Below are 22042 nucleotides of genomic sequence, written 5' to 3'. Positions count from 1 at the left end.
GGTCCGGTACGGCCCGCGGCCCGCGGCCCAGTGGAGGGACCACGGTTGCCGCTCGGGGTCGTACAGCCGCAGCGTCAGACCCACCTGAGCGCCGCGTTCACAGGGGTAGGGGACATCAGCCCGCAGGAGCACCGAACGGGTGGGTCTTTGCCGGAACGGCAACAAGGTTCGCGGTGACGCCGGTGCTCGGGCCACCCTGAGGCCATGAGCCATCACCACGACTCCACCCACATCGACTGGAACGAGAAGCAGCAGCTGCTGGAACAGGGCGCGGAGGTTCAGAGCCCTCTGTACCGGCAGGCGGCGAACTGGCTGGGCGCGCTGGTTCCGGTCGGTGGCATCCGCCGCATCCTCGACATCGGCAGCGGCCCCGGCGTGATCAGCGGGCTGCTCGCAGAGGCCTTCCCGTACGCCGAGGTCGTCGCCGTCGACGCCACCGCGCCGCTGCTCCAGCGGGCTCTCGCCCGCGCAGCGCAGGGCGGCCTGGCCGACCGCCTGCGCACCCATCACGCCGAACTGCCCGACGGGATCGAGCACCTGGGCGAGGCGGATCTCATCTGGGCGTCCGGGTCCGTGCACCACCTCGGTGACCAGCGCGCCGCGACCGCCGCCCTCGCCCGTCTGCTGCGGCCGGGCGGCCTGCTCGCCGTCGTCGAGGGCGGGCTGCCGGCCCGCCATCTGCCGCGCGACATCGGGATCGGCAGGCCGGGCCTGGAAAGCAGGATCGGCGCGGCCGTCGACGAGTGGTTCTCGCGGATGCGGGCGGAGCTGCCGGGAGTGAAGGACGAGGTCGAGGACTGGCGTGCGCTGCTGGCCGACGCGGGACTCACCCCGAGCGGCACGCGCTCCTTCCTCCTCGACATCCCGGCGCCCGCACCGATGACCGTACGCGAGCAACTGGTGGCCGCCTTCACATGGCAGCGCAGCATGGTGGAGGGCCTGCTGCCGGACGAGGACATCGCGATCATCGACCGGCTGCTGGACCCCGAGGCCCCTGAGGGCCTGCTGCGGCGCCCCGACGCGTACATCCTGACCGCGCGGACCGTGTTCACGGCGCGCAAGGGCTGAGACCGCCGGGGCCTTCAGCCGCCGGCCGTGCCCGGGACCACCGGCTCCAACCGCCACCACTGGCCGGGGGAGTCGGTGTCCTCCCACTGCTGCACGTTCGCCCCCTCGTCCGTGGAGGAACCGGCCACCTCCAGCAGCAGGCCGCTGATGAAGCTGACGACGGTCACCGTGCCGGGCGAGTCGAGGTGCCGCTCGACGATCCACTCCTGGGCACCGAAATTGTTCGCCCTCCACTGCTGGACATCGGCGCCGTTCTCCGTCGACGCGTTCGCCACGTCGAGGCGTTTGCCGCTTGCGGCGTTGACGAAGTGGTACAGCCCGTTGCCGTTCGGCACCGGGGTGATGTGCCATTGCTGGGAGGGCGCGCCCGTCTCCTTGCCCTGCTGGACCTTGACCCCGCTGCCCTTGCCTCCGCCGTACACCTCGAGCAGCAGTCCGCTGCCCACGTTCCGCACCAGGTAGAGCCCTGGCTCAAGTGGCCCGTCCACCGCACCCCGCCTCGTCCCGACGCCCCACCCGGCCCGTCCGGGTCAGCGACACGATCATCGTCGCACCCGCCACTGACAACGACCCCGCACGGCAACGGCGCATCCGCGTGTACGCGGCTGCGCCGCACGGGTCGTCAGGGCGTCGTCCGCTCAGGAGTTGATGTCCGACGGGTCGGGTCCCAGGCGCTTGGACTCGTCCAGAGCCGCGAAGGCGGCCATGTCGTCGGCGTCCAGCTCGAAGTCGAACACGTCGATGTTCTCCTGGATCCGCGACGGCGTCACGGACTTGGGGATCACCACGTTGCCCACCTGGAGGTGCCAGCGCAGCACCACCTGGGCCGGGGTCCGGTCGTGCTTGCGGGCCACGGCGACGACCGTGGGGGCCCGGAGCAGGCCCTTGCCCTGGCCGAGCGGGGACCACGCCTCCGTGGCGATGCCGTGCTCCGCGTGGAAGTCCCGGACGCCGGACTGCTGGAGCTGCGGGTGCAGCTCGATCTGGTTGACCGCCGGGACGACCGACGTCTCACCCATGAGGCGCTCGAGGTGCTCGGGCTTGAAGTTGGACACGCCGATCGCCTTGGCGCGGCCGTCGGCGTGGATCTTCTCCAGGGCGCGGTACGTGTCCACGTAAGTGTCCTTGGCCGGCATCGGCCAGTGGATCAAGTACAGATCGACGTAGTCGAGGCCGAGCTTCCCGAGGGAGACGTCGAAGGCGCGCAGCGTCGCGTCGTACCCCTGGTGGGAGTTCCAGACCTTTGTCGTGACGAAGAGTTCCTCGCGGGCGATCCCGGAGCTGGTGACGGCCTTGCCGGTGCCCTTTTCGTTCCCGTAGACGGCCGCGGTGTCGATGCTGCGGTAGCCGGCCTCGAGGGCGGTGGCGACCGTCTGCTCCGCCTCGTCGTCGGGCACCTGCCAGACACCGAGGCCGAGCTGCGGCATCGCGACGCCGTTGTGGAGGGTGATGAACGGGACCTTGCTCACGAGCGGTCGATCCTTACGTCGTCGGTTGCGTACTCCCACGATGAACGAGCAGCGCCGCCGGTGAATTCCCCGGCCAGGCGTAGCGGCTCACTGGTACAGGGCCTCGACCTCGACCGCGTAGGCGTTCTCGATCGCCTTCCGCTTCAGCTTCAGCGAGGGCGTCAGCAGACCGTGCTCCTCGCTGAAGGGATGCGCCAGAATCCGGAACGTACGGATCGACTCGGCCTTGGACACCAGGGTGTTCGCGGCGACGACGGCACGGCGGACCTCCATCTCCAGGTCCGGGTCGCGCACCATCTCCGCGGGCGGCAGCGCCGGCCTGCCCTGAATGGCCAGCCAGTGGTCGACCGACTCCTGGTCGAGGGTGACGAGGGCCGCGATGTAGGGACGGTCGTTGCCGACGACGATGCACTGTGCCACCAACGGATGCGCCCGTACCCGCTCCTCCAGGCCGGCGGGCGAGACGCTCTTGCCGCCCGAGGTCACCAGGATCTCCTTCTTGCGCCCGGTGATCGTCAGATAGCCGTCCTCGTCGAGCGCGCCCAGGTCGCCGGTGGCCAGCCAGCCGTCGTGCAGCACGGCGTCGGTGGCCTTCGGGTCGCCCAGATAACCCTGGAAGACGTGTGCGCCGTGCAGCCACACCTCGCCGTCCTCCGCGATGTGCACGGTGGTGCCGGGGATCGGCAGGCCCACGGTGCCGTAGCGGGTGCGCTCCGGCGGGTTCGCGGTGGCCGCGGCCGTCGACTCGGTCAGGCCGTAGCCCTCGTAGATGGTGACGCCGGCGCCCTCGAAGAACAGCCCCAGGCGACGGTCCATGCCGGAGCCGCCGGACATCGCGTGGCGCACCCGGCCGCCCATCGCCTCGCGGACCTTCGCGTACACCAGCTTCTCGAACAGCTGGTGCTGGACGCGCAGTCCGGCGGACGGGCCCGGGCCGAGCCCGAAGGCCCGGTGCTCCAGTGCCTCCGCGTACTTCACGGCCACCTCGGCCGCCTTGTCGAAGGGGCCCAGCTTGCCGGCCAGCTCCGCCTTGCGGCGGGCGGCGTTGAAGACCTTCTCGAAGATGTACGGCACCGCCAGGATGAACGTCGGCCGGAACGCGGCAAGATCGGGCAGCAGGGCGCTCGCCTGCAGGACCGGCTGATGGCCGATCTTGACCCGGCCCCGGATCGCCGCGACCTCCACCATCCGGCCGAAGACGTGCGACAGCGGAAGAAAGAGCAGGGTCGACGGCTCGTCACCCGGCTTGGAGCGGAAGACCGGCTCCCAGCGGCCGACCATCGTGTCCGTCTCGAACATGAAGTTCGAGTGGGTGATCACACAGCCCTTGGGGCGGCCCGTCGTGCCGGACGTGTAGATGATCGTGGCCACGGAGTCGGGGGTCACCGCGCGCCGGTGCCGGTGCACGACCTCGTCGTCGATGTGCGCGCCCGCCGCGACCAGCTGCTCCACAGCGCCGGCGTCCAGTTGCCACAGCCGTTTCATCAGGGGCAGCCGGTCGATCACCGAGCCGATGGTCATGGCGTGGTCCTCGTGCTCCACCATGCACGCGGAGACCTCGGAGTCGTGCAGCATCCAGAAGACCTGCTCGGCGGAGGAGGTCGGGTACAGCGGCACGGACTGGGCCCCGACGGTCCACAACGCGAAGTCGAACAGAGTCCACTCGTAGCGCGTACGGCACATCAGGGCGACCCGGTCACCGAACCGGACCCCGTGCGCCAGCAGCCCCTTCGCCAGCGCCAGGACCTCGTCGCGGAACTGCCCCGAGGTCACTTCCTGCCACTGGCCGGCACTGTCCTTGCGGCCGAGCGCGACGCGGTCCGGATCGTCGAGGGCATGGTCGAAGACCGCGTCCGCAAGTCCGCCGACCTGAGGCGCCGCGGCCAGGGGTGGGACAGTGAACTCGCGCAATGGCTGCTCCTTGTGGCGCTCCGCACAGCGCCGTGACCGTACCCCACCATCCCCTCGGGCGGGAGGGTCCTCGTGAACTGTGGACGAATGGCGTAGGCACAGGTCAGCCGCGGTGGACGGGCGGCGAAGCGGACCTTGGGCCCCGATATCTGACCGGTGAGTAAGTAGCCCGGTCGTCAATCTCCACCGAATCTGTACGGCCCGATCACCGCCGCTCTACCTGGGCGACCGTGGTGCGTACCAGGTCCGGGCGGAGCCCGGTTCAGTTTGCCGTGTACATGTTGATCAACGTAGGGTCGCCGCGGTTCAAGGTCATCTTCTCGGGGGATCACATTCAATGCGCAGTAAAGCCATGCTCGCCACCACCGCCGCACTCCTCGTTCTGACCGCCTGCGGAGGCGGAGGGCCGGAAACCGGCCCGGGATTCGGGCCGGGCCAGGGGGCCGGGCAGGCAGGAGCCGGCGACCCGGCCGAAGGCACGCTGGAGAATCCCACGAGGAACGGCGGAGTCAACGGGGCCGCCCCCGACGACGCAACCGGCTTCGCGGGACTGCCGGTCGCGGGCAGCATGAAGGCCGCATACGACTTCGTCGCGGGCAACTCCGACTGCGAGGACCTCGGGACGAACCCGAACGACGAGCGCTTCTACCCCCAGGACGCCGAGATGGACGCCGACTGGGGCGTGACGGAACGAGGCGTCTGCAGTACCGGCAACAGCGACCAGCGCACCCGGATCTTCATGGTCGGCGACATGGAGAAGTTCCAGGCGGCCTACAAGAGCGACCTCTACAAGGAGTTCGGGGACGACCCGACCGCCGGGCTGAACGGCGGCTTCGCAGTCGCCCAGGACTTCGCCGTCGTGGCGGTCGGCGACGACGACGTCCGCGGCGTCATCGGATCAGGACTGCTCGTCCTCAACTGCAATCCCAGCTTCGCCGTGCCCAGCGGCTACCAGAAGGAGAAGGCGCTGGTGGAAGGCTGTGTGCTCACGGACTTCCTCGGCGACTGACGCCGGGCCCGGCAGGGCCGTGCAACCGGTCGCCCGCCGCCAGCAGCGCACCGGCCAGCGCCTGGGCGGCCTCCCTGGCCGCGTCCCTGCGGCGGCCCTGCAGAAGGACGAAGTCGACGGTGCCCAGCTCGGGCAGGCCCGCCCGCTCCGGCACCGTGACCAGGCCGGGCGGAATCAGCCCGCGGGTGTGCGCCATCACACCGAGACCGGCGCGGGCGGCGGCCACCAGACCGCTGAGGCTGCCGCTGGTGCAGGCCATGCGCCAGGACCGGCCCGCCTGCTCCAGCACCTCCAAAGCGCGTGCCCGGGTCACGGCCGGCGGCGGGAACAGGATCAGCGGCAGCGGACGGTCCGGATCCAGCCGCAGGCCCTCCGCCGAGATCCACACCATCCGGTCCCGCCACACCAGTTCGCCGTGCGTCGCCCCCGGCCCCCGCTTGGCGAGCACCAGGTCGAGCCGGCCGGCCTCCAGCCGTTTGTGCAAGGTGCCCGACAGCTCCACGGTGAGCTCCAGGTCCACCTCGGGATGGTCGCGACGGAACGCCTCGAGGATCTCGGGGAGCCGCGTCAGTACGAAGTCCTCCGACGCGCCGAACCGCAGCCGCCCCCGCAGCCGTGTGCCCGTGAAGTACGCGGAGGCGCGCTCGTGGGCCTGCAGGATCGTGCGGGCGAAACCGAGCATCGCCTCGCCGTCCTCCGTCAGCTCCACACTGTGGGTGTCACGGCTGAACAGGGGTCGGCCGGTGGCCTCCTCGAGTCGGCGCACATGCTGACTGACCGTCGACTGACGCAGCCCGAGCCGACGCGCCGCCTGCGTGAAGTTCAGCGTCTGCGCCACCGCCAGGAACGTACGCAGCTGGGTGGGGTCGTACACGGCGTCGATCCTAGGGTTCGGCGGGCTGACGGCCGTTGCGGCCGTGCCATTCTCGGGCGTCGGAACCCCTGCCCGTCACTTCGCGCAGCACCTCCTGCTGCAGGTCGGCGAGAGAGGTGGTGCGGGTTTCCGGCACGGTGATCACGAATGGTGATGACAGTCAGCACGGCGTACGGGATTCCCGATCGGCGGTGGGTGGAGGAGCATGGGCAGGGCACGACCTGAACCGAGAGCAAGTGGAGCACATGAGCCGCCCCCGCACCCCGCGCCTGCCGTCCTGGCTGCCGATCGACCCGTACATACCGGTGCTTCTGGGGACGGTGGCCCTCGCCGCACTCCTGCCCGCCTCCGGGGCGGCGGCCGACGTCGCGGGCGGAGCCTCGACCGGCGCGGTGGCGCTGCTGTTCTTCCTCTACGGCGCGCGGCTCTCCACGCGCGAGACCCTCGACGGGCTGCGGCACTGGCGGCTCCACCTGACCGTGCTCGCCGCGACGTTCGTCGTCTTTCCGCTGCTGGGACTCGCGGGATGCGTGCTCGAACCGGCGGTGCTGACGCCCGAGCTCTACAGCGGACTCCTCTTCCTGTGCCTGGTGCCCTCGACCATCCAGTCGTCGATCGCGTTCACGTCCATGGCACGTGGCAACGTGCCCGCCGCGATCTGCGCCGGCTCCTTCTCCAGCCTCGCCGGCATCGTCCTCACCCCGCTGCTGGCCGCCCTGCTGCTCGGCGGCGCGGCGGGCGGGCTCTCGGCCGACTCGCTGCTGCGGATCGCGCTCCAGCTGCTGGTGCCGTTCCTGGCAGGCCAACTGCTGCGCCGCTGGGTCGCCGTGTTCCTGGTCCGCCACAAGCAGGTCCTCGGCTACGTGGACCGGGGCGCGATCCTGCTCGTCGTCTACACGGCCTTCGGCGAAGGCATGACCGCCGGTGTCTGGCACCAGGTCACCCCGGCCCGGCTCGGCGCGCTGCTCGCCGTCGAGGCGGTGCTGCTCGCGGCCATGCTGACGCTCACCTGGTTCGGCGCGAAGCGCCTCGGCTTCGGCCGGGCGGACCGGATCGCGATCCAGTTCGCCGGCTCGAAGAAGAGCCTGGCGGCCGGACTGCCCATGGCCACCGTGCTCTTCGGCGCGCAGGCGAGCCTGGCGGTGCTGCCGCTGATGCTCTTCCACCAGATGCAGCTGATGGTCTGCACGGTGATCGCGGGACGCCGCGCCCGCGACACGGACCGGGCCGCACCGGCGCGGCGGGGCGCGCCTACCGCGCTGCGAAGGTGACGAACGCGGTCCAGTGGGCCGCTCCCACGATGAGGTGCGGCCGGGTCCGGTCCTTCGAGTCACGCACGTGAACGGTTTCGCGTGAGGCGGCGACCTCTACGCAGTCGCCGCCGCCGGCACGCCGGCCCACGCCGAGGGCGGGCGCGGTCTGCTGCTGCTCGAAGCGCTTGCCACGGCCTGGGGCTGGACAGCCGACGATCCCGTGGTCAAGGCGGTCTGGGCGGAGCTGCGGGTCGGCGGACGCCTACGCGGGCAGGTTGAGCTGCCAGGAGACGCCGAACCGGTCGTTCACCCAGCCGAATTTGGCGCTGAAGCCGTACGAACCGAGCGGCATCAGTTCCGAGCCTTCCTCGGCCAGCGCCGCGTAGAGACGGTCGATCTCGGCCTCGTCGTCGCACTGCACAAAGAGGGACATGGCCGGGGTGAAGGTGAAGTCGTGCTTCAGCGCGCTGTCGATGCACATGTACCGCTGGCCGGCGAGCGAGAACGTGGCGTGCTGCACGGTGCCTTCCGTGCCCGGTCCGTCCGCGCCGTAGCGGGTGATGTCGACGACCTCGGCGTCGTCGAAGAGCGACATGTAGAAGGTCATGGCCTCCTCGGCCTTCCCCTCGAACATCAGGAACGTCGTGATCTTCTGCGGTGTCGTGCTTGCCATGGTGCTGGCTCCTCGAAGGTCGGCTGCGGTCCACATCATGGTTGACCGGCCGATTCCCGGCCCTGCGCGACGCGTCGACGCGGACCGGCCCTCGGCCTGCCGCCCAGTGCTCCGACCGGCCCCAGGCGACTGGGAGGCTTTCGGCGGCGTGAGCCGGAACCCGTTCTCTTGGACGGAGACACCGGGTGCGAAGATCACTCGGTGACGACGTATCCGATACGCGCCTTCGGCGCCCGCCCCTGCACCCTGGTGGTCTGCCGCGGCTGCTGCTGCGGCGACGCACGCAAGAACCCCGGCACGGATCACGCCGGTCAGCTCGCCAGATTGCGGGAGGCGGCCGCGGCGTCCGGCGGGCGGTTCGCGGTGCGCACCAGTGACTGCCTGGGCCCGTGCGGGCAGGCCAATGTGATCGTCGTGCAGCCCTCGACCGAGGCGCGCCGCCGCGGCGCGCGGGCAGCCTGGATCGGCTGGGCGCTCGACAACGACGCCACCGACGACGTCCTCGGGTGGGTCGAGGCCGGCGGTCCGGGTATCGCCGAGCCCCCGGCCACCCTCACGCTCCAGATGATCCCGCCGCCGTCCGGCGCCGCCGGCGTTCGGTAGGGGTGTCGCCGACGGGCGGTGAACCAGGCGATGAGTGACCCACCAGTTGCTTCCTGGGTGGTTCTCACCGCCCTGGCCGCCGCCGGCCGGTCCGGCCGGGGCCTCAGGAGGAGCCCGGTCAGGAGCCGCGCACGCCGCCCCGGTCAGTCGGTGCCGAACTCCATCGCTGCCCGGTCGAGCATCTCGTCGTCCTCCTCGACCCTGCCGCGGGAGGCGATGACCTCCGCGCCGCCCTGCGGCATCGCGCCGATCAGCCCGGTCGAGGCGGCCTGGGCGGCACCGATGAGCGTCTCGTGCGTATTGCCGACGATGCCGAGACCGGCGTACTGCTCCAGCTTGGCGCGGGAGTCGGCGATGTCGAGGTTGCGCATGGTGAGTTGGCCGATCCGGTCCACCGGGCCGAACGCCGAGTCCTCGGTGCGCTCCATGGACAGCTTGTCCGGGTGGTAGCTGAACGCGGGGCCGGACGTGTCCATGACCGAGTAGTCCTCGCCGCGCCGCAGCCGCAGCGTCACCTCTCCGGTGACCGCCGTGCCCACCCAGCGCTGCAGCGACTCGCGGATCATCAGCGCCTGCGGGTCGAGCCAGCGGCCCTCGTACATCAGGCGACCGAGGCGCCGGCCCTCGTTGTAGTACTGCGCGAGGGTGTCCTCGTTGTGGATCGCGTTGACCAGGCGCTCGTACACGGCGTGCAGCAGTGCCATGCCCGGTGCCTCGTAGATGCCGCGGCTCTTGGCCTCGATCACCCGGTTCTCGATCTGGTCGGACATGCCCATGCCGTGGCGGCCGCCGATGGCGTTCGCCTCCATCACCAGGTCGACCGGGGAGGCGAATGCCTTGCCGTTGATCGTCACCGGGCGGCCCTGGTCGAAGCCGATCGTCACGTCCTCGGTGGCGATCTCGACCGAGGGGTCCCAGAACCGCACGCCCATGATCGGGTCGACGGTCTCGACACCGGTGTCGAGGTGCTCCAGGGTCTTGGCCTCGTGGGTGGCGCCCCAGATGTTGGCGTCGGTGGAGTACGCCTTTTCAGTGCTGTCGCGGTAGGGGAGGTCGTGGGCGAGCAGCCACTCCGACATCTCCTTGCGGCCGCCGAGCTCGGAGACGAAGTCCGCGTCGAGCCACGGCTTGTAGATACGCAGGTGCGGGTTGGCGAGCAGGCCGTAGCGGTAGAACCGCTCGATGTCATTGCCCTTGAACGTCGAGCCGTCGCCCCAGATCTGCACGCCGTCCTCGAGCATCGCCCGGACCAGCAGGGTGCCGGTGACGGCGCGGCCGAGCGGCGTCGTGTTGAAGTAGGAGCGCCCGCCCGAGCGGATGTGGAACGCGCCGCAGGTGAGTGCGGCCAGGCCTTCCTCGACCAGCGCCGCGCGGCAGTCGACCAGGCGCGCGATCTCGGCACCGTACGCCGACGCACGGCTGGGCACCGACGCGATGTCGGGCTCGTCGTACTGGCCGATGTCGGCGGTGTAGGTGCACGGGACGGCACCCTTGTCGCGCATCCACGCGACCGCGACGGAAGTGTCGAGGCCGCCGGAGAAGGCGATGCCGATGCGTTCGCCGGTGGGCAGGGAGGTAAGAACCTTGGACATGGGGAAGAGTATGCGCCATTACGCATGATCATGCAATGTCGCGCTATGCATGCAGGCAACGAGGGCGGCCTGCGCGGGCGGGCGCCGGCCCCCGCCGTCGGACGCCTGCCGTATCGGACCGGCCGCTGTGCGGGTGGCCGCACTCACGGAAGGACCGGGCAGGGGCCGCTCCACCGCAGGCCCGGCCGTGTCCCGTGCAGCGGGACGCGTCACACCCCGGTGCCGAGGGCGATGCGCTCCTCACCCGCGTACACGTTCATATTGGTGCCGCGCAGGAAACCGACCAGCGTGAGGCCGGTTTCCGCGGCCAGGTCCACCGCGAGGGAGGAAGGGGCGGAGACGGCCGCCAGGACCGGGATGCCCGCCATCACCGCTTTCTGCGCCAGCTCGAACGACGCCCGCCCGGAGACCAGCAGGATCGCTTGGGACAGCGGGAGCCGGTCGTCCTGCAGGGCTCGGCCGACGAGCTTGTCGACCGCGTTGTGCCGGCCGACGTCCTCGCGTACGTCGAGCAGTTCGCCCTCGGGCGAGAACAGCGCCGCCGCGTGCAGGCCTCCGGTCCGGTCGAAGACCCGCTGCGCCGCCCGTAGCCGGTCGGGGAGACCGGCGAGCAGAGCGGGCTCGACACGTACCGGGGGAGTGTCGGCGATCGGGAAGTGCGCCGTGGTGCGCACGGCCTCCAGGCTGGCCTTGCCGCACAGCCCGCACGACGACGTCGTGTAGACATTGCGCTCCAGGGTGATGTCCGGCACCGCGACACCGGGTGCGAGCGCCACGTCCACCACGTTGTACGTGTTGCTGCCGTCCTCGGTGGCGCCCGCGCAGTACACGATCGACCGCACCTGCGAAGCGGAGTGGATCACGCCCTCGCTGACCAGGAAGCCCGCGGCCAGCGCGAAGTCGTCGCCCGGCGTGCGCATGGTGATGGCGAGGGGCTTGCCGTTCAGCCGGATCTCCAGGGGCTCCTCGGCGACCAGCGTGTCGGGACGGGTCGACACCGCCCCGTCCCGGATGCGGATGGTGCGGCGGCGCTCGGTGACCCGTCCCATGAGATCAGACCCGATTCTGTACGTGTCGGTAGCCGAAACGGCCCTTGATGCAGAGGTTGCCGTGGGTCACCGGGTCGTCGCGCGGCGAGGTGACCTCGACGATCTCATTCTCCTGCACGGCGGTGTGAGGTTGCAGCCGACGCCGCGGTACGCGCACACGGTCGGGGTCCGCGTCTGTGCCGACTCGTCCCAGGTGCCGGACGCACGCGTGTCGAACTCCGACTTCAAGGACAGCGCCCCCGTCGGGTACACCTCGATGCAGTTCCCGCAGTACACGCATGCCGAGTCGGTGAGGGGCGCGTCGTGCTCCGTGGAGATACGGGAGTCGAAGCCGCGGCCCGCGACGGCGATGGCGAAGGTGTTCTGCCGCTGGTCGCTGCGGGCGTCGACGCACTTGTGGCAGAGGATGCACTTGTCGTGGTCGCGGACATGGGGGTCGTTGTCGATCTTCCTCGACGAGCCTGCGGGGCAACTGGAGATCGATGGCGGTCATCCGTAGGCTCCCAGCCGGTCGATGGCGGATTCGACGGCGTTCCAGGCGGTCTGTCCGAGACCGCGGATCGAGGCGTCCCGCATGGCCCGGCCGACCTCGCGCCGCAGCGCGAGGTACCTCGCCGGGGTCAAGAGCCGTGCGGATCGCGCCCGGCCGCAGCCCGCATCCTCGGGAAGCTCCAAAGACCGGGCCCGGAAGCTGTGGGATCACCTGCCCTCGTACCAGCCGGTAGCAGCCAAGACTGGGTGGTTACTGACTTCATGATCGAGGGGAACGCCACTCATGACCGGCTCACGCGTCGTCGCGCTCGGGCATTACCAGCCCGCCAAGGTGCTCACCAACGACGACCTGGCGGCCATGGTCGACACCAGCGACGAGTGGATCCGCAGCCGCGTCGGGATCAGGACCCGTCATGTGGCGGGACCCGACGAGCCGGTCGACGAGCTCGCCGCGCACGCCGGGGCCAAGGCGCTGGCCTCGGCAGGGCTTACCCCGGCCGACATCGACCTGGTCCTCGTCGCCACGTCCACCGCCGTCGACCGGTCGCCCAACACCGCCGCCCGGGTCGCGGCGCGGCTCGGCATGGGCTCGCCCGCGGTGATGGACCTCAACGTCGTGTGCGCCGGCTTCACCCACGCGCTCGCCACCGCCGACCACACCCTGCGGGCGGGCGCCGCTACCCGGGCTCTGGTCATCGGGGCGGACAAGATGGCCGACATCGTCGACTGGACCGACCGCTCGACATGCGTGCTCGTCGGCGACGGCGCGGGCGCGGCTGTGGTCGAGGCCGTCCCGGAGGGCCAGGACCCGGGAATCGGCCCGGTGCTGTGGGGCTCCGTACCCGAGATGGGGCACGCCGTGCGGATCGAGGGCACTCCGCCGCGCTTCGCGCAGGAAGGCCAGTCCGTCTACCGCTGGGCCACCACCCAGCTGCCGCCGATCGCCCGCAAGGTCTGCGAACGCGCGGGCGTCGCCCCCGAGGAACTGGCGGCGGTGGTACTGCACCAGGCCAATCTGCGGATCATCGAGCCGGTCGCGCAGAAGATCGGCGCCGTCAACGCCGTCATCGCCCGCGACGTCGTGGACTCGGGAAACACCTCGGCCGGGTCGATCCCGATGGCACTCTCCAAGCTCGTCGAGCGCGGTGAGATCGAGTCCGGCGACCCGGCCCTGCTCTTCGGATTCGGCGGAAATCTTTCGTACGCGGGCCAGGTGATCCGCTGCCCCTGAGTTTCACGGGCAGACTGACGGGATGGTGACGAAGCGAAGTGCCGGGCTGCTGCTGTGGCGGCGGCGGCCGGCCGGTGTCGAGGTCCTCATCGGGCACATGGGCGGCCCATTCTGGCAGTCGCGCGACGAGGCGGCCTGGTCGATCCCGAAGGGCGAGTACGAACCGGATGAGGAGCCCATGGCCGCCGCGCGACGGGAGTTCGAGGAGGAACTCGGTCTCCAGGCCCCGGCCGGCGACTGGCATCCGCTCGGCGAGGCGCGGCAGTCGAGCGGCAAGCTCGTGACGGTGTGGGCGATGGAGGGCGACCTCGACACGTCTCTCGTCGTGCCGGGCACCTTCACCATGGAGTGGCCGCGGGGTTCCGGCGAGACGCGGGAGTTCCCAGAGGTCGACCGGGCGGAGTGGTACGGCGTGGAGGAGGCCCGGCCCAAACTGGTGAGCGGCCAGCGGGTCTTCCTGGAGCGTCTGATTCCGCTCCTGTGACCGTTCTCGGGGGGCGGCCGGACGTGGCGGGCGTCTCGTGGAAAGGGGGGATTGCGCCCGGTGGACCGCAGGCGATGCCAATTCCTCGATCACCGTTGTCGTCCGCCGTTCGCCGCTCCATCGCCCGGAAGGGGACCATTGATGTTGTTCGCAGGACTGCCGCAGGGGACCGTGCCCAAGCTGGAACGGCCGGGCCCACTGCGTGAGCGCGTGTACAAGGCACTGCTCGAGCTGATCACCACCCGTGCGCTGCGGCCCGGCCAACATCTGGTGGAGGGCGAGCTCGCCGGTCATCTGGGCGTCTCGCGCCAGCCCGTCCGAGAGGCGCTGCAACGTCTCAACACCGAAGGATGGGTCGACCTCCGCCCCGCCCAGGGCGCGTTCGTCCACGAGCCCACCGAAGCGGAGGCCGACCACCTGCTGTCGGTGCGTACGCTGCTGGAGGCGGAGGCCGCCAGGCTCGCGGCGGCGAACTCGGACAAGGCAGGCCTCGCGGCCCTGGAAGAACTGTGCGCCAAGGGCGAGCGGGCCGTCGCGGAGGACGACCTCGACCTGGCGGTGGCCACCAACGCGGCCTTCCACACCAAGGTGATGGAGCTCGCCGGCAATCTCGTCCTCGCGGAGCTCGCCGGGCAGGTCGACCGCCGGGTCCGCTGGTACTACACCCCGGTCGCCCGGCAGCGCGGACAGCAGTCGTGGATCGAGCACCGCGAGCTGATCGCGGCGATCTCCGCCAGTGACGAGAAGCGGGCGACGGAGATCATGCGGGCCCACACAGAGCACACACGCAGGACCCACCTCCAGCGCGAACAGCCCTGACTCGGCGCCCCATTGGGGCAGGCAGCCGACCGACCGCGAGCATGAGCCGCATCGCCGTGTCGTGGGCCGGTGCGGAAAGGGGTGTATGGACCCGGCGTTTCCGGGCGGGGCCCGGTGCGTGTGAGCGGCGCCCCTGGGGGCGCCCGCGTTCTCCGGGCGGGGCCCGGTGGGTGTGCGTGACGCGCTCGCGTTCCCACCGGACCCGCCTGCGGAGGTTTGACCCCCGCACCCGCCTAGCCTTCCCTTTTCTCCACGCCCTGGGCGTGGGTTGTACGCCCAGCGGGGCTGCTCCGCAGCCGTCCGGCGCCCCCGGACACCACGCGAGGCGCGGTACGGGGCCCGGGGCGGAGCGCGGTGGTCGGGTTCGGGCGGAGCCCGGTTACGGGAAGGGGTGGGGTGGTGGAACAGCCCGCGCAGCCGAACCGCACCCGCATCCGGCGGACCGCCAGTCGGGCCTGCCGGGCTTTCGGCCCGCCTTGAGCCCCCTCGGGAGGCAGCACCGGCCCTGGGGGACGACCACGGCCGGCAACGGCCCCTCGGAACCGACCGCCGGCGGGGAAACCCGGGGCGCACCGCCTTCGGCCGATCCACGCCCGAAGGGGTGCGGCGCCCCGCGCCCTTGCTTTGTCTTGAGTGTGGAGAAAGTTGGGTCGGATCTGTGCGCAAGTTCTTCCCAGTTCGGTAAAGCGCTGCTACGTTCCCCACGAAAGCCCGACGGAGACACCGGACTGGGTCCCCAGCCGAAGGCCAGGGGAGGGGAGGGGCACGTGAGACGGATGACCGCTCGACCCGCGAACGCGCATCAGGCGCGACTGCTCCGGCTGTTGCGTGATGGTGGGCCCAACTCCCGTGCGCAGCTCGGCGATCAGGTGGACCTGTCCCGTTCCAAGCTCGCCGTCGAGGTGGACCGGTTGCTGGAGACGGGGCTCGTGGTCGCCGACGGGCTCGCCGCCTCCCGGGGCGGGCGCCGCTCGCACAACATCCGGCTCGCGCCCGCGCTCCGCTTCCTCGGTGTGGACATCGGTGCCACCTCGATCGACGTCGCCGTCACCAACGCGGAGCTGGAGGTCCTCGGGCATCTCAACCACCCCATGGACGTCCGCGAAGGCCCCGTCGCCGTCTTCGAGCAGGTGCTGTCGATGGCCGCGAAGCTCAGGGCCTCCGGCGTCGCCGAGGGCTTCGACGGTGCGGGCATCGGCGTCCCCGGCCCGGTCCGCTACCCCGAGGGCGTGCCCGTCGCGCCCCCGATCATGCCGGGCTGGGACGGTTTCCCCGTACGAGAGGCGCTCAGCCAGGACCTCGGCTGCCCCGTCATGGTCGACAACGACGTGAACCTGATGGCCATGGGGGAGCAGCACGCGGGCGTCGCGCGCTCCATCGGCGACTTCCTCTGCGTCAAGATCGGCACGGGAATCGGCTGCGGGATCGTGGTCGGCGGCGACGTCTACCGCGGTACGACCGGCAGCGCCGGCGACATCGGCCACATCCAGGTGGAGCCGGACGGCCGCGCCTGCGCCTGTGGCAACCGCGGCTGTCTGGAGGCGCACTTCAGCGGTGCGGCCCTGGCTCGCGACGCCGAGGACGCGGCGCGTGCCGGCCGGTCGGCGGAACTCGCCGCCCGACTGGAGGCGGCCGGGCGGCTCACGGCCGCGGACGTGTCGGCCGCCGCCGCGGCCGGTGACGCCGCCGCCCTTGATCTCATCAGGGAAGGAGGCAACCGTCTCGGCCAGGTCATCGCCGGGCTGGTGAGCTTCTTCAACCCGGGCCTCGTGGTGATCGGCGGCGGTGTGACCGGGCTCGGCCACACGCTGCTGGCCAGCGTGCGCACCCAGGTCTACCGGCAGTCCCTGCCGCTGGCCACCGGCAACCTGCCCATCGTGCTCGGAGAGTTGGGTCCGACCGCCGGAGTCATCGGCGCGGCACGGCTCATCAGCGACCACCTGTTCTCGCCGGCCTGACCGGGCCGGTCGAGCCTTTCCGGCCCGACCGGGGCCGGTCGAACGCACCGGGCGCGACCGGACCGGACGACACGTAACGCACCGCCCGCTCCACACCCTGCACCGCCCCAGACGTCACCGCATCCCCGTCTCACCGCCCCACCCGCACCGCCCCAGACGTCACCGCACACCGCCCCACCCGCACCGCCCGAGACGTCACCGCACCCTGTCTCACCGCACACCGCCCCACCCGCACCGCCCGAGACGTCACCGCACCCTGTCTCACCGCACCACCAGCCCCACCCGCACCGCCCGAGGCGTCACGGCACACCGCCCCACCCACACCGCCCGAGACGTCACCGCACCCTGTCTCACCGCACCACCAGCCCCACCCGCACCGCCCAAGGCGTCACGGCACCCCGTCTCACCACACCACCGCGCCACCGCGCCATACGCACCACGCACACCACCCGCACCGCCCGGGGCGCCCCGCGCCACCGCCCCGGCGCCGCGTGGCCGTCAGGCCACCCCGCCCTGGGACAGGTGGCCGTCAGGCCACCCCGCCCTGCCCGCTCACCGGCCGCACCCGCCGAGGGGATTCGTCATGGCACCAGAACCACCCCTGCTCACCATGTCCGGCATCACCAAGTCGTTCCCGGGCGTCCGTGCCCTCGACGGCGTGGACCTGGAGGTCCAGGCCGGCGAAGTCCACTGCCTCCTCGGCCAGAACGGCGCCGGCAAGTCCACCCTGATCAAGGTGCTCGCCGGAGCGCACCAGCCCGACAGCGGTGAGATCATCTGGCGCGGCGAGCCCGTGTCCCTCAGGTCGCCGATCGCCGCCATGCGCCTCGGTATCGCCACCATCTACCAGGAACTCGACCTGGTCGAAGGGCTGTCCGTGGCGGAGAACGTCTTCCTCGGGCACGAGCCCACCTCCGCCGGCTTCGTCGTACGCGGCTTTGCCGCCCGCACCGCGACCGCCGAACTCCTCCAAAGGCTCGGCCACTCGGAGATCGACCCCTCGCGACTCGTCGGCGACCTGTCCGCCGCCCACCAGCAGATCGTCTCCATGGCCCGCGCCCTCTCGCACGACGTGCGCCTGATCGTGATGGACGAGCCGTCGGCCGCGCTCGACCCCGACGAAGTCGACAACCTCTTCCGGATCGTGGGCGACCTGACCGCCGACGGAGTCGCCGTCGTCCACATCTCCCACCGCCTCGAGGAGATCCGGCGCATCGGTGACCGGGTCACCGTCCTCAAGGACGGCCGGGCCGTCGCCGTCGGTCTGCCCGCCGAGTCCACCCCGACCCGTGACGTCGTCGCCCTGATGACCGGGCGCAACGTGGAGTACGTCTTTCCCGAGCGCCCCGACAAACCTGCCACCGCCGTGAAGGAGCCGGTGCTGAGGGTCGAAGGGCTCACCCGGCGCGGCGAGTTCGCACCCGTCCACCTCGAGCTGCGCCCCGGCGAGATCGTGGGCCTCGCCGGGCTCGTCGGCTCCGGCCGCAGCGAGATCCTGGAGACGATCTACGGGGCGCGCAGGGCCGACGGCGGCCGCGTCCTCGTCGACGGTGCCGCGCTGCCGCCCGGCAGCGTCCGGGCAGCGGTCCGGGCCGGTATCGGACTCGCCCCGGAGGAACGCAAGACGCAGGGGCTGCTGATGCTCGAATCCGTCACCCGCAACGTGTCCCTCTCCACCCTCTCCCGCTTCTCCCGCGCCGGCTGGCTCGACCACCGCGCCGAACGCGCCGCCGCGCAGCAGGCCACCAGGGGACTGTCCCTGCGCCCCGACAACCCCGACGCCCGCATCCGCACCCTCTCCGGCGGCAACCAGCAGAAAGCGGTGCTCGCGCGCTGGCTGCTGCGCGGCTGCAAGGTGCTGCTGCTGGACGAGCCGACCCGGGGCGTCGACGTCGGCGCCAGGGCCGAGCTCTACGCCGTGATCCGCCGACTGGCCGACGAAGGCCTCGCCGTACTTCTCGTATCCAGCGAAGTGCCCGAAGTCCTGGGCCTCGCCGACCGGGTGCTGGTGCTGCGTGAGGGCAGCGTCGTGCATACGGCGGACGCCCGGGAGCTCGATGAGCACCGCGTACTCGACCTCGTGATGGAAGGGAGCCCGTCGGCATGACCCAGCCGGCCCCCCCGGCGCAGCAGGACGCGCCGATGCCCGCCGCCAAGTCCACGCCGGACAAGGGAGGTTCACGCCGTCCGCTGGGACTGCGCATGGATGTCCGCAACCTGTCGCTGCTCGGTGTCCTCGCCGTACTCGTGGCGGTCGGCGGCTTCACCAAGCCCGACGAGTTCCTCGCCACCAGCAATCTGCAGCTCGTCCTCACCCAGGCATCCGTCATCGGTGTCGTCACCGTCGGCATGACCTTCGTCATCACCAGCGGCGGCATCGATCTGTCCGTCGGGGCCATCGTGGCCCTCGCCTCGGTGTGGGCGACGACCGTGGCCACGCAGGAGTTCGGTTTCGCGGGCATCCTGTTCACGGCCGTGGTCGTCGGCGTGGGCTGCGGACTCGTGAACGGCCTGCTCATCGCGTACGGGCGGATGGTGCCGTTCATCGCCACCCTCGCCATGCTCGCGTCCGCCCGCGGCCTCGCCCTGCAGATCACCGACGGCAAGACCCAGATCGTCACCGTCGACTCGGTGCTCGACCTCGGCGTCAGGGACGCCTACATCCTCGGCATCCCGCCCCTGGTGCTGGTCTTCGCCGCGGTCACCGTCATCGGCTGGCTCGTCCTCAACCGCACCACCTTCGGCCGCCGTACCGTTGCGGTCGGCGGCAACGCGGAGGCCGCGCGGCTCGCCGGCATCGACGTCCGCCGCCAGCGGCTCTACCTGTATCTGCTGTCCGGGCTGTGCTGCGGCATCGCCGCCTTCATGCTGATCGTCCTCGCCGGATCCGGCCAGAACACCAACGGCAACCTCTACGAACTCGATGCCATCGCCGCCGCCATCATCGGCGGAACCCTGCTCAGCGGCGGCCGCGGCACCATCGTCGGCTCCGTCCTCGGTGTCCTCGTCTTCACCACGATCACCAATATCTTCGCGCTCAACAACCTCGAGAGCGCCGTACAGCAGATCGCCAAGGGCGCCATCATCGTCGCCGCCGTACTCGTCCAGCACCGCACGCTGCGAGGCGCCGGCGAGGCCTGACACCCGGCCAGGCCCCTGGACGCTCCTCCCGCCCCCGCGCACCGCCCAGCTGAAGGGTTGACCCGTCATGCCAGAAATCCCAGCCACCAGCCGCAGAGGACTGCTCTTCGGCACCGCCGCGATCTCCGCCGGCGCCCTGCTCACCGCGTGCACCAGCAACGAGCCCAAGACGGAGAAACAGCCGGCCGACAACGCCCCGGTCGCCGACGACAAGCCCGGCAAGGCCGTCACCATCGGCTTCGCCGGACCGCAGGCCGACCACGGCTGGCTCAACGCCATCAACGTCAACGCCAAGTCCCGCGCCGAGAAGTACTCCGACGTCACCCTGGAGATCACCGAGGGCTCCAACGACACGGCCGCCCAGATCGGCCAGGTCCAGACCCTCATCAACAAGAAGGTCGACGTCCTGGTCATCCTGCCCGCCGACGGCAAGGCCCTCACCCAGGTCGGGCTGCAGGCCATGAAGGCGGGCATCCCCGTCGTCAACCTGGACCGGATCTTCGCGTCCCCGCAGGCGTACCGCTGCTGGATCGGCGGCGACAACTACGGCATGGGGCTCAACGCCGGCAACTACATCGGCGAGCAGCTCAAGGACAAGCCCAACGCCAAGGTCATCGAGCTCGCCGGACTCGACAACCTGGAGCTCACCAAGCAGCGCACCCAGGGCTTCGACGACGCCCTGAAGAACTACCCCAACCTCAGGAAGGTGGCCCGCCAGGCGGCCGACTTCACCGTCGAGTCCGGCCAGGCCAAGATGGCGCAGCTGCTCCAGGCCCAGTCGCAGTTCGACGCGCTGTGGAACCACGACGACGACCAGGGCGTGGGCGCACTGCGCGCCATCGCCCAGGCCGGCCGCAAGGACTTCCTGATGGTCGGCGGCGCCGGCGCCAGGTCGGCGATGGACGCCATCAAGGCCGACAACAGCGTGCTCAAGGCCACCGTCCTCTACCCGCCGACCATGGCCGCCTCCGCCATCGATCTCGCTCGCGCGCTCGGGCAGGGCAAGGGCGTCAGCGGGATGGCCGAGCTCGAGATCCCGGCCTCCCTGACCCTCTACTCGGCCGTCGTCACCAAGGACAACGTCGACGAGTACCTGCCCACCGGCTTCAACTGACCGGCGGCGCGCGGGGGCCCGCTCGGGCCCCGCCCCCACCGAGCACACCGACGAGTCCGTGACTCCGACGAGGAGGATCCGAATGGAACTGAGGGACAGTGAGGCCGCACCGCCGACACTGGGCGTCGGCATGGTCGGCTACGCGTTCATGGGCGCCGCGCACTCCCAGGGGTGGCGCACCGTCGGCCGCGTGTTCGACCTGCCCCTGCGGCCGGTCCTCGCCGCGATCGGCGGCCGTGACCCCGCCGCCGTGCGATCGGCGGCCGACAAGCACGGCTGGGCCGTGGCGGAGACCGACTGGCGCGCCCTCGTGGCCCGCGACGACGTGCAGCTCGTCGACGTCTGCACACCGGGCGACAGCCATGCGGAGATCGCGATCGCGGCGCTGGAGGCGGGCAAACACGTCCTGTGCGAGAAGCCCCTGGCCAATTCGGTCGCCGAGGCGGAGGCCATGGTCGCGGCCGCCGAACGGGCCAGGAGGAACGGGCAGCTGGCGATGGTCGGCTTCAACTACCGCCGGGTGCCCGCGCTGTCCTACGCCCGCCGGCTGATCGCCGAGGGCAGACTCGGCACCCTGCGCCACGTACGGGTGACGTATCTGCAGGACTGGCTGGTGGACCCGGGCTTCCCGCTGACCTGGCGGCTCGAGCGCGAGCACGCGGGGTCCGGGGCGCTCGGCGATCTGGGCGCCCATATCGTCGACCTCGCGCAGTACCTCGCGGGGGAGCTGCTGGTCGGCGTCTCCGCACAGCTGGAGACCTTCGTCAGGGAACGGCCCCGGCTCGAGGGTGCGTCCGCCGGTCCGACCGCGTCCGGCGGCACGCGCCGCGGGCCGGTCACCGTCGATGACGCGGCCGTCTTCACCGGGCGGCTCACTTCGGGGGCGCTCGCCACCTTCGAGGCGACCCGGATGGCGACGGGCCGCAAGAACGCCCTGCGGCTGGAGATCAACGGGGAGTACGGTTCACTCGCGTTCGACCTGGAGCGGCTGAACGAGCTGTCCTTCCACGACCACCACGAGCCGGCCACCACCGCCGGGTTCCGCAGGATCCTCGTGACCGAGGCGGAGCATCCCTACCTGGGGGCCTGGTGGCCGCCGGGTCACGCACTCGGCTATGAGCACACGTTCGCCCACCAGGCGCGCGACCTGGTGGAGGCGATCGCGTCCGGCACCGATCCGGTGCCGTCGTTCGCCGACGGGCTTCAGGTGCAGCGGGTGCTCGCGGCCGTGGAGGAGAGCGCGCACAAGAGCGCCGTCTACACCCCCGTCCAGGCAGTACAGGCCGAAGTCCGGTAGAGACC

At 71.0% G+C, this 22042-nt stretch carries 21 protein-coding genes and 2 pseudogenes; 12 read left to right on the top strand and 11 right to left on the bottom strand.

Going from position 1 to position 22042, the window contains the following annotated elements; translation table 11 throughout:
* Window positions 1-204: 204 nt before the first annotated feature.
* On the top strand, window positions 205-1068 hold the full coding sequence (locus IE198_RS02425) for a class I SAM-dependent methyltransferase (protein ID WP_189882060.1): 864 nt from the start codon (window positions 205-207) through the stop codon (window positions 1066-1068).
* A gap of 14 nt (window positions 1069-1082) precedes the next feature.
* On the opposite strand, the gene IE198_RS02420 is transcribed toward IE198_RS02425, so the two are convergent.
* From IE198_RS02420 to IE198_RS02410, 3 genes are all read right to left on the bottom strand, one after another.
* Window positions 1083-1556: an RICIN domain-containing protein gene (locus tag IE198_RS02420; RefSeq protein ID WP_189882058.1), complete on the bottom strand. Its 474-nt coding sequence runs from the start codon at window positions 1554-1556 to the stop codon at window positions 1083-1085.
* 150 nt (window positions 1557-1706) lie between these two features.
* Window positions 1707-2537 (bottom strand): aldo/keto reductase, encoded by an 831-nt coding sequence (locus IE198_RS02415; RefSeq protein ID WP_189882056.1) that lies wholly within the window; start codon window positions 2535-2537, stop codon window positions 1707-1709.
* A gap of 87 nt (window positions 2538-2624) precedes the next feature.
* Window positions 2625-4424, bottom strand: a complete 1800-nt coding sequence (locus IE198_RS02410) for an AMP-dependent synthetase/ligase (RefSeq protein WP_189882792.1) — start codon at window positions 4422-4424, stop codon at window positions 2625-2627.
* Window positions 4425-4785: 361 nt separating this feature from the next.
* Here IE198_RS02410 and IE198_RS02405 point away from each other — a divergent pair, with 361 nt between their 5' ends.
* Window positions 4786-5457 carry a hypothetical protein gene (locus IE198_RS02405; RefSeq protein ID WP_189882054.1) on the top strand — a complete coding sequence of 224 codons (672 nt, stop codon included), beginning with the start codon at window positions 4786-4788 and terminating at the stop codon, window positions 5455-5457.
* Here the strand turns inward: IE198_RS02405 and IE198_RS02400 are convergent.
* Together IE198_RS02400 and IE198_RS36025 are read right to left on the bottom strand one after the other, a co-directional pair.
* Window positions 5435-6331, bottom strand: a complete 897-nt coding sequence (locus IE198_RS02400) for a LysR family transcriptional regulator (protein WP_189882051.1) — start codon at window positions 6329-6331, stop codon at window positions 5435-5437. The genes IE198_RS02405 and IE198_RS02400 overlap by 23 nt on opposite strands.
* Window positions 6332-6341: 10 nt before the next feature.
* Window positions 6342-6476: a hypothetical protein gene (locus tag IE198_RS36025; RefSeq protein ID WP_268246456.1), complete on the bottom strand. Its 135-nt coding sequence runs from the start codon at window positions 6474-6476 to the stop codon at window positions 6342-6344.
* A gap of 100 nt (window positions 6477-6576) precedes the next feature.
* On the opposite strand from IE198_RS36025, the gene IE198_RS02395 reads away from it, so the two are divergent.
* Window positions 6577-7602 carry a bile acid:sodium symporter family protein gene (locus IE198_RS02395; protein WP_189882050.1) on the top strand — a complete coding sequence of 342 codons (1026 nt, stop codon included), beginning with the start codon at window positions 6577-6579 and terminating at the stop codon, window positions 7600-7602.
* Here IE198_RS02395 and IE198_RS36280 read toward each other — a convergent pair.
* Window positions 7583-7669 (bottom strand): DUF397 domain-containing protein, encoded by an 87-nt coding sequence (locus tag IE198_RS36280; RefSeq protein ID WP_308426783.1) that lies wholly within the window; start codon window positions 7667-7669, stop codon window positions 7583-7585. The genes IE198_RS02395 and IE198_RS36280 overlap by 20 nt on opposite strands.
* 177 nt (window positions 7670-7846) lie before the next feature.
* Window positions 7847-8257, bottom strand: a complete 411-nt coding sequence (locus tag IE198_RS02385; protein ID WP_189882046.1) for a VOC family protein — start codon at window positions 8255-8257, stop codon at window positions 7847-7849.
* Between the two features lie 201 nt (window positions 8258-8458).
* Here IE198_RS02385 and IE198_RS02380 point away from each other — a divergent pair, with 201 nt between their 5' ends.
* A complete protein-coding gene (locus IE198_RS02380; protein WP_189882044.1) occupies window positions 8459-8860 on the top strand; it encodes a (2Fe-2S) ferredoxin domain-containing protein in 402 nt (133 codons plus the stop codon).
* Window positions 8861-9003: 143 nt separating this feature from the next.
* On the opposite strand, the gene argG is transcribed toward IE198_RS02380, so the two are convergent.
* The 4 genes and pseudogenes from argG to IE198_RS02360 form a co-directional block, all read right to left on the bottom strand.
* A complete protein-coding gene (gene argG, locus IE198_RS02375; RefSeq protein ID WP_189882042.1) occupies window positions 9004-10452 on the bottom strand; it encodes an argininosuccinate synthase in 1449 nt (482 codons plus the stop codon).
* A 209-nt stretch (window positions 10453-10661) separates the two neighbouring features.
* Complete coding sequence (gene fdhD, locus IE198_RS02370; RefSeq protein ID WP_189882040.1) at window positions 10662-11501, bottom strand: formate dehydrogenase accessory sulfurtransferase FdhD; 840 nt, start codon at window positions 11499-11501, stop codon at window positions 10662-10664.
* Between the two features lie 4 nt (window positions 11502-11505).
* Window positions 11506-11951: pseudogene (locus IE198_RS02365) on the bottom strand (2Fe-2S iron-sulfur cluster-binding protein); the annotation flags it as partial.
* Window positions 11952-11990: 39 nt separating this feature from the next.
* Window positions 11991-12107, bottom strand: a pseudogene (locus tag IE198_RS02360) (complex I 51 kDa subunit family protein); the annotation flags it as partial.
* A 169-nt stretch (window positions 12108-12276) separates the two neighbouring features.
* On the opposite strand from IE198_RS02360, the gene IE198_RS02355 reads away from it, so the two are divergent.
* The 8 genes from IE198_RS02355 (at window position 12277) to IE198_RS02320 (ending at window position 22037) form a co-directional block, all read left to right on the top strand.
* Window positions 12277-13224, top strand: a complete 948-nt coding sequence (locus tag IE198_RS02355; RefSeq protein WP_189882038.1) for a beta-ketoacyl-ACP synthase III — start codon at window positions 12277-12279, stop codon at window positions 13222-13224.
* 22 nt (window positions 13225-13246) lie between these two features.
* A complete protein-coding gene (locus IE198_RS02350) occupies window positions 13247-13708 on the top strand; it encodes an NUDIX hydrolase (protein ID WP_189882036.1) in 462 nt (153 codons plus the stop codon).
* Window positions 13709-13849: 141 nt separating this feature from the next.
* The gene (locus IE198_RS02345; RefSeq protein ID WP_189882034.1) at window positions 13850-14527 is read left to right on the top strand and encodes a GntR family transcriptional regulator; all 678 of its coding nucleotides are present in this window, start codon (window positions 13850-13852) and stop codon (window positions 14525-14527) included.
* A gap of 776 nt (window positions 14528-15303) precedes the next feature.
* On the top strand, window positions 15304-16485 hold the full coding sequence (locus IE198_RS02340) for an ROK family transcriptional regulator (RefSeq protein WP_189882032.1): 1182 nt from the start codon (window positions 15304-15306) through the stop codon (window positions 16483-16485).
* Between the two features lie 583 nt (window positions 16486-17068).
* Window positions 17069-18592: a sugar ABC transporter ATP-binding protein gene (locus IE198_RS02335; RefSeq protein WP_189882030.1), complete on the top strand. Its 1524-nt coding sequence runs from the start codon at window positions 17069-17071 to the stop codon at window positions 18590-18592.
* A complete protein-coding gene (locus IE198_RS02330; protein WP_189882028.1) occupies window positions 18589-19626 on the top strand; it encodes an ABC transporter permease in 1038 nt (345 codons plus the stop codon). Before IE198_RS02335 ends, IE198_RS02330 begins: the two co-directional genes overlap by 4 nt.
* Window positions 19627-19693: 67 nt before the next feature.
* The gene (locus IE198_RS02325; protein ID WP_189882026.1) at window positions 19694-20740 is read left to right on the top strand and encodes a substrate-binding domain-containing protein; all 1047 of its coding nucleotides are present in this window, start codon (window positions 19694-19696) and stop codon (window positions 20738-20740) included.
* An 82-nt stretch (window positions 20741-20822) separates the two neighbouring features.
* Entirely contained in the window at window positions 20823-22037 is a 1215-nt protein-coding gene (locus tag IE198_RS02320) for a Gfo/Idh/MocA family protein (protein ID WP_189882024.1), read from the top strand.
* Window positions 22038-22042 lie beyond the last annotated feature (5 nt).

Origin of the sequence: Streptomyces xantholiticus, assembly GCF_014651015.1 — a bacterium.
GTDB lineage: Bacteria > Actinomycetota > Actinomycetes > Streptomycetales > Streptomycetaceae > Streptomyces > Streptomyces xantholiticus.
Note: the sequence above shows the minus strand (reverse complement) of the source record. Positions and strands in the feature narration are given on the sequence as shown.

Excerpts from the sequence above, each read along its gene's own strand:
- IE198_RS02405 (WP_189882054.1), top strand. The coding sequence starts at position 4,786 with ATGCGCAGTAAAGCCATGCTCGCCACCACCGCCGCACTCCTCGTTCTG.
- argG (WP_189882042.1), bottom strand. The coding sequence starts at position 10,452 with ATGTCCAAGGTTCTTACCTCCCTGCCCACCGGCGAACGCATCGGCATC.
- IE198_RS02385 (WP_189882046.1), bottom strand. The coding sequence starts at position 8,257 with ATGGCAAGCACGACACCGCAGAAGATCACGACGTTCCTGATGTTCGAG.
- IE198_RS02335 (WP_189882030.1), top strand. The coding sequence starts at position 17,069 with ATGGCACCAGAACCACCCCTGCTCACCATGTCCGGCATCACCAAGTCG.
- IE198_RS02330 (WP_189882028.1), top strand. The coding sequence starts at position 18,589 with ATGACCCAGCCGGCCCCCCCGGCGCAGCAGGACGCGCCGATGCCCGCC.
- IE198_RS02325 (WP_189882026.1), top strand. The coding sequence starts at position 19,694 with ATGCCAGAAATCCCAGCCACCAGCCGCAGAGGACTGCTCTTCGGCACC.
- IE198_RS02425 (WP_189882060.1), top strand. The coding sequence starts at position 205 with ATGAGCCATCACCACGACTCCACCCACATCGACTGGAACGAGAAGCAG.
- IE198_RS02395 (WP_189882050.1), top strand. The coding sequence starts at position 6,577 with ATGAGCCGCCCCCGCACCCCGCGCCTGCCGTCCTGGCTGCCGATCGAC.
- IE198_RS02320 (WP_189882024.1), top strand. The coding sequence starts at position 20,823 with ATGGAACTGAGGGACAGTGAGGCCGCACCGCCGACACTGGGCGTCGGC.
- IE198_RS02355 (WP_189882038.1), top strand. The coding sequence starts at position 12,277 with ATGACCGGCTCACGCGTCGTCGCGCTCGGGCATTACCAGCCCGCCAAG.
- IE198_RS02345 (WP_189882034.1), top strand. The coding sequence starts at position 13,850 with ATGTTGTTCGCAGGACTGCCGCAGGGGACCGTGCCCAAGCTGGAACGG.
- IE198_RS02350 (WP_189882036.1), top strand. The coding sequence starts at position 13,247 with ATGGTGACGAAGCGAAGTGCCGGGCTGCTGCTGTGGCGGCGGCGGCCG.
- IE198_RS02340 (WP_189882032.1), top strand. The coding sequence starts at position 15,304 with ATGACCGCTCGACCCGCGAACGCGCATCAGGCGCGACTGCTCCGGCTG.
- fdhD (WP_189882040.1), bottom strand. The coding sequence starts at position 11,501 with ATGGGACGGGTCACCGAGCGCCGCCGCACCATCCGCATCCGGGACGGG.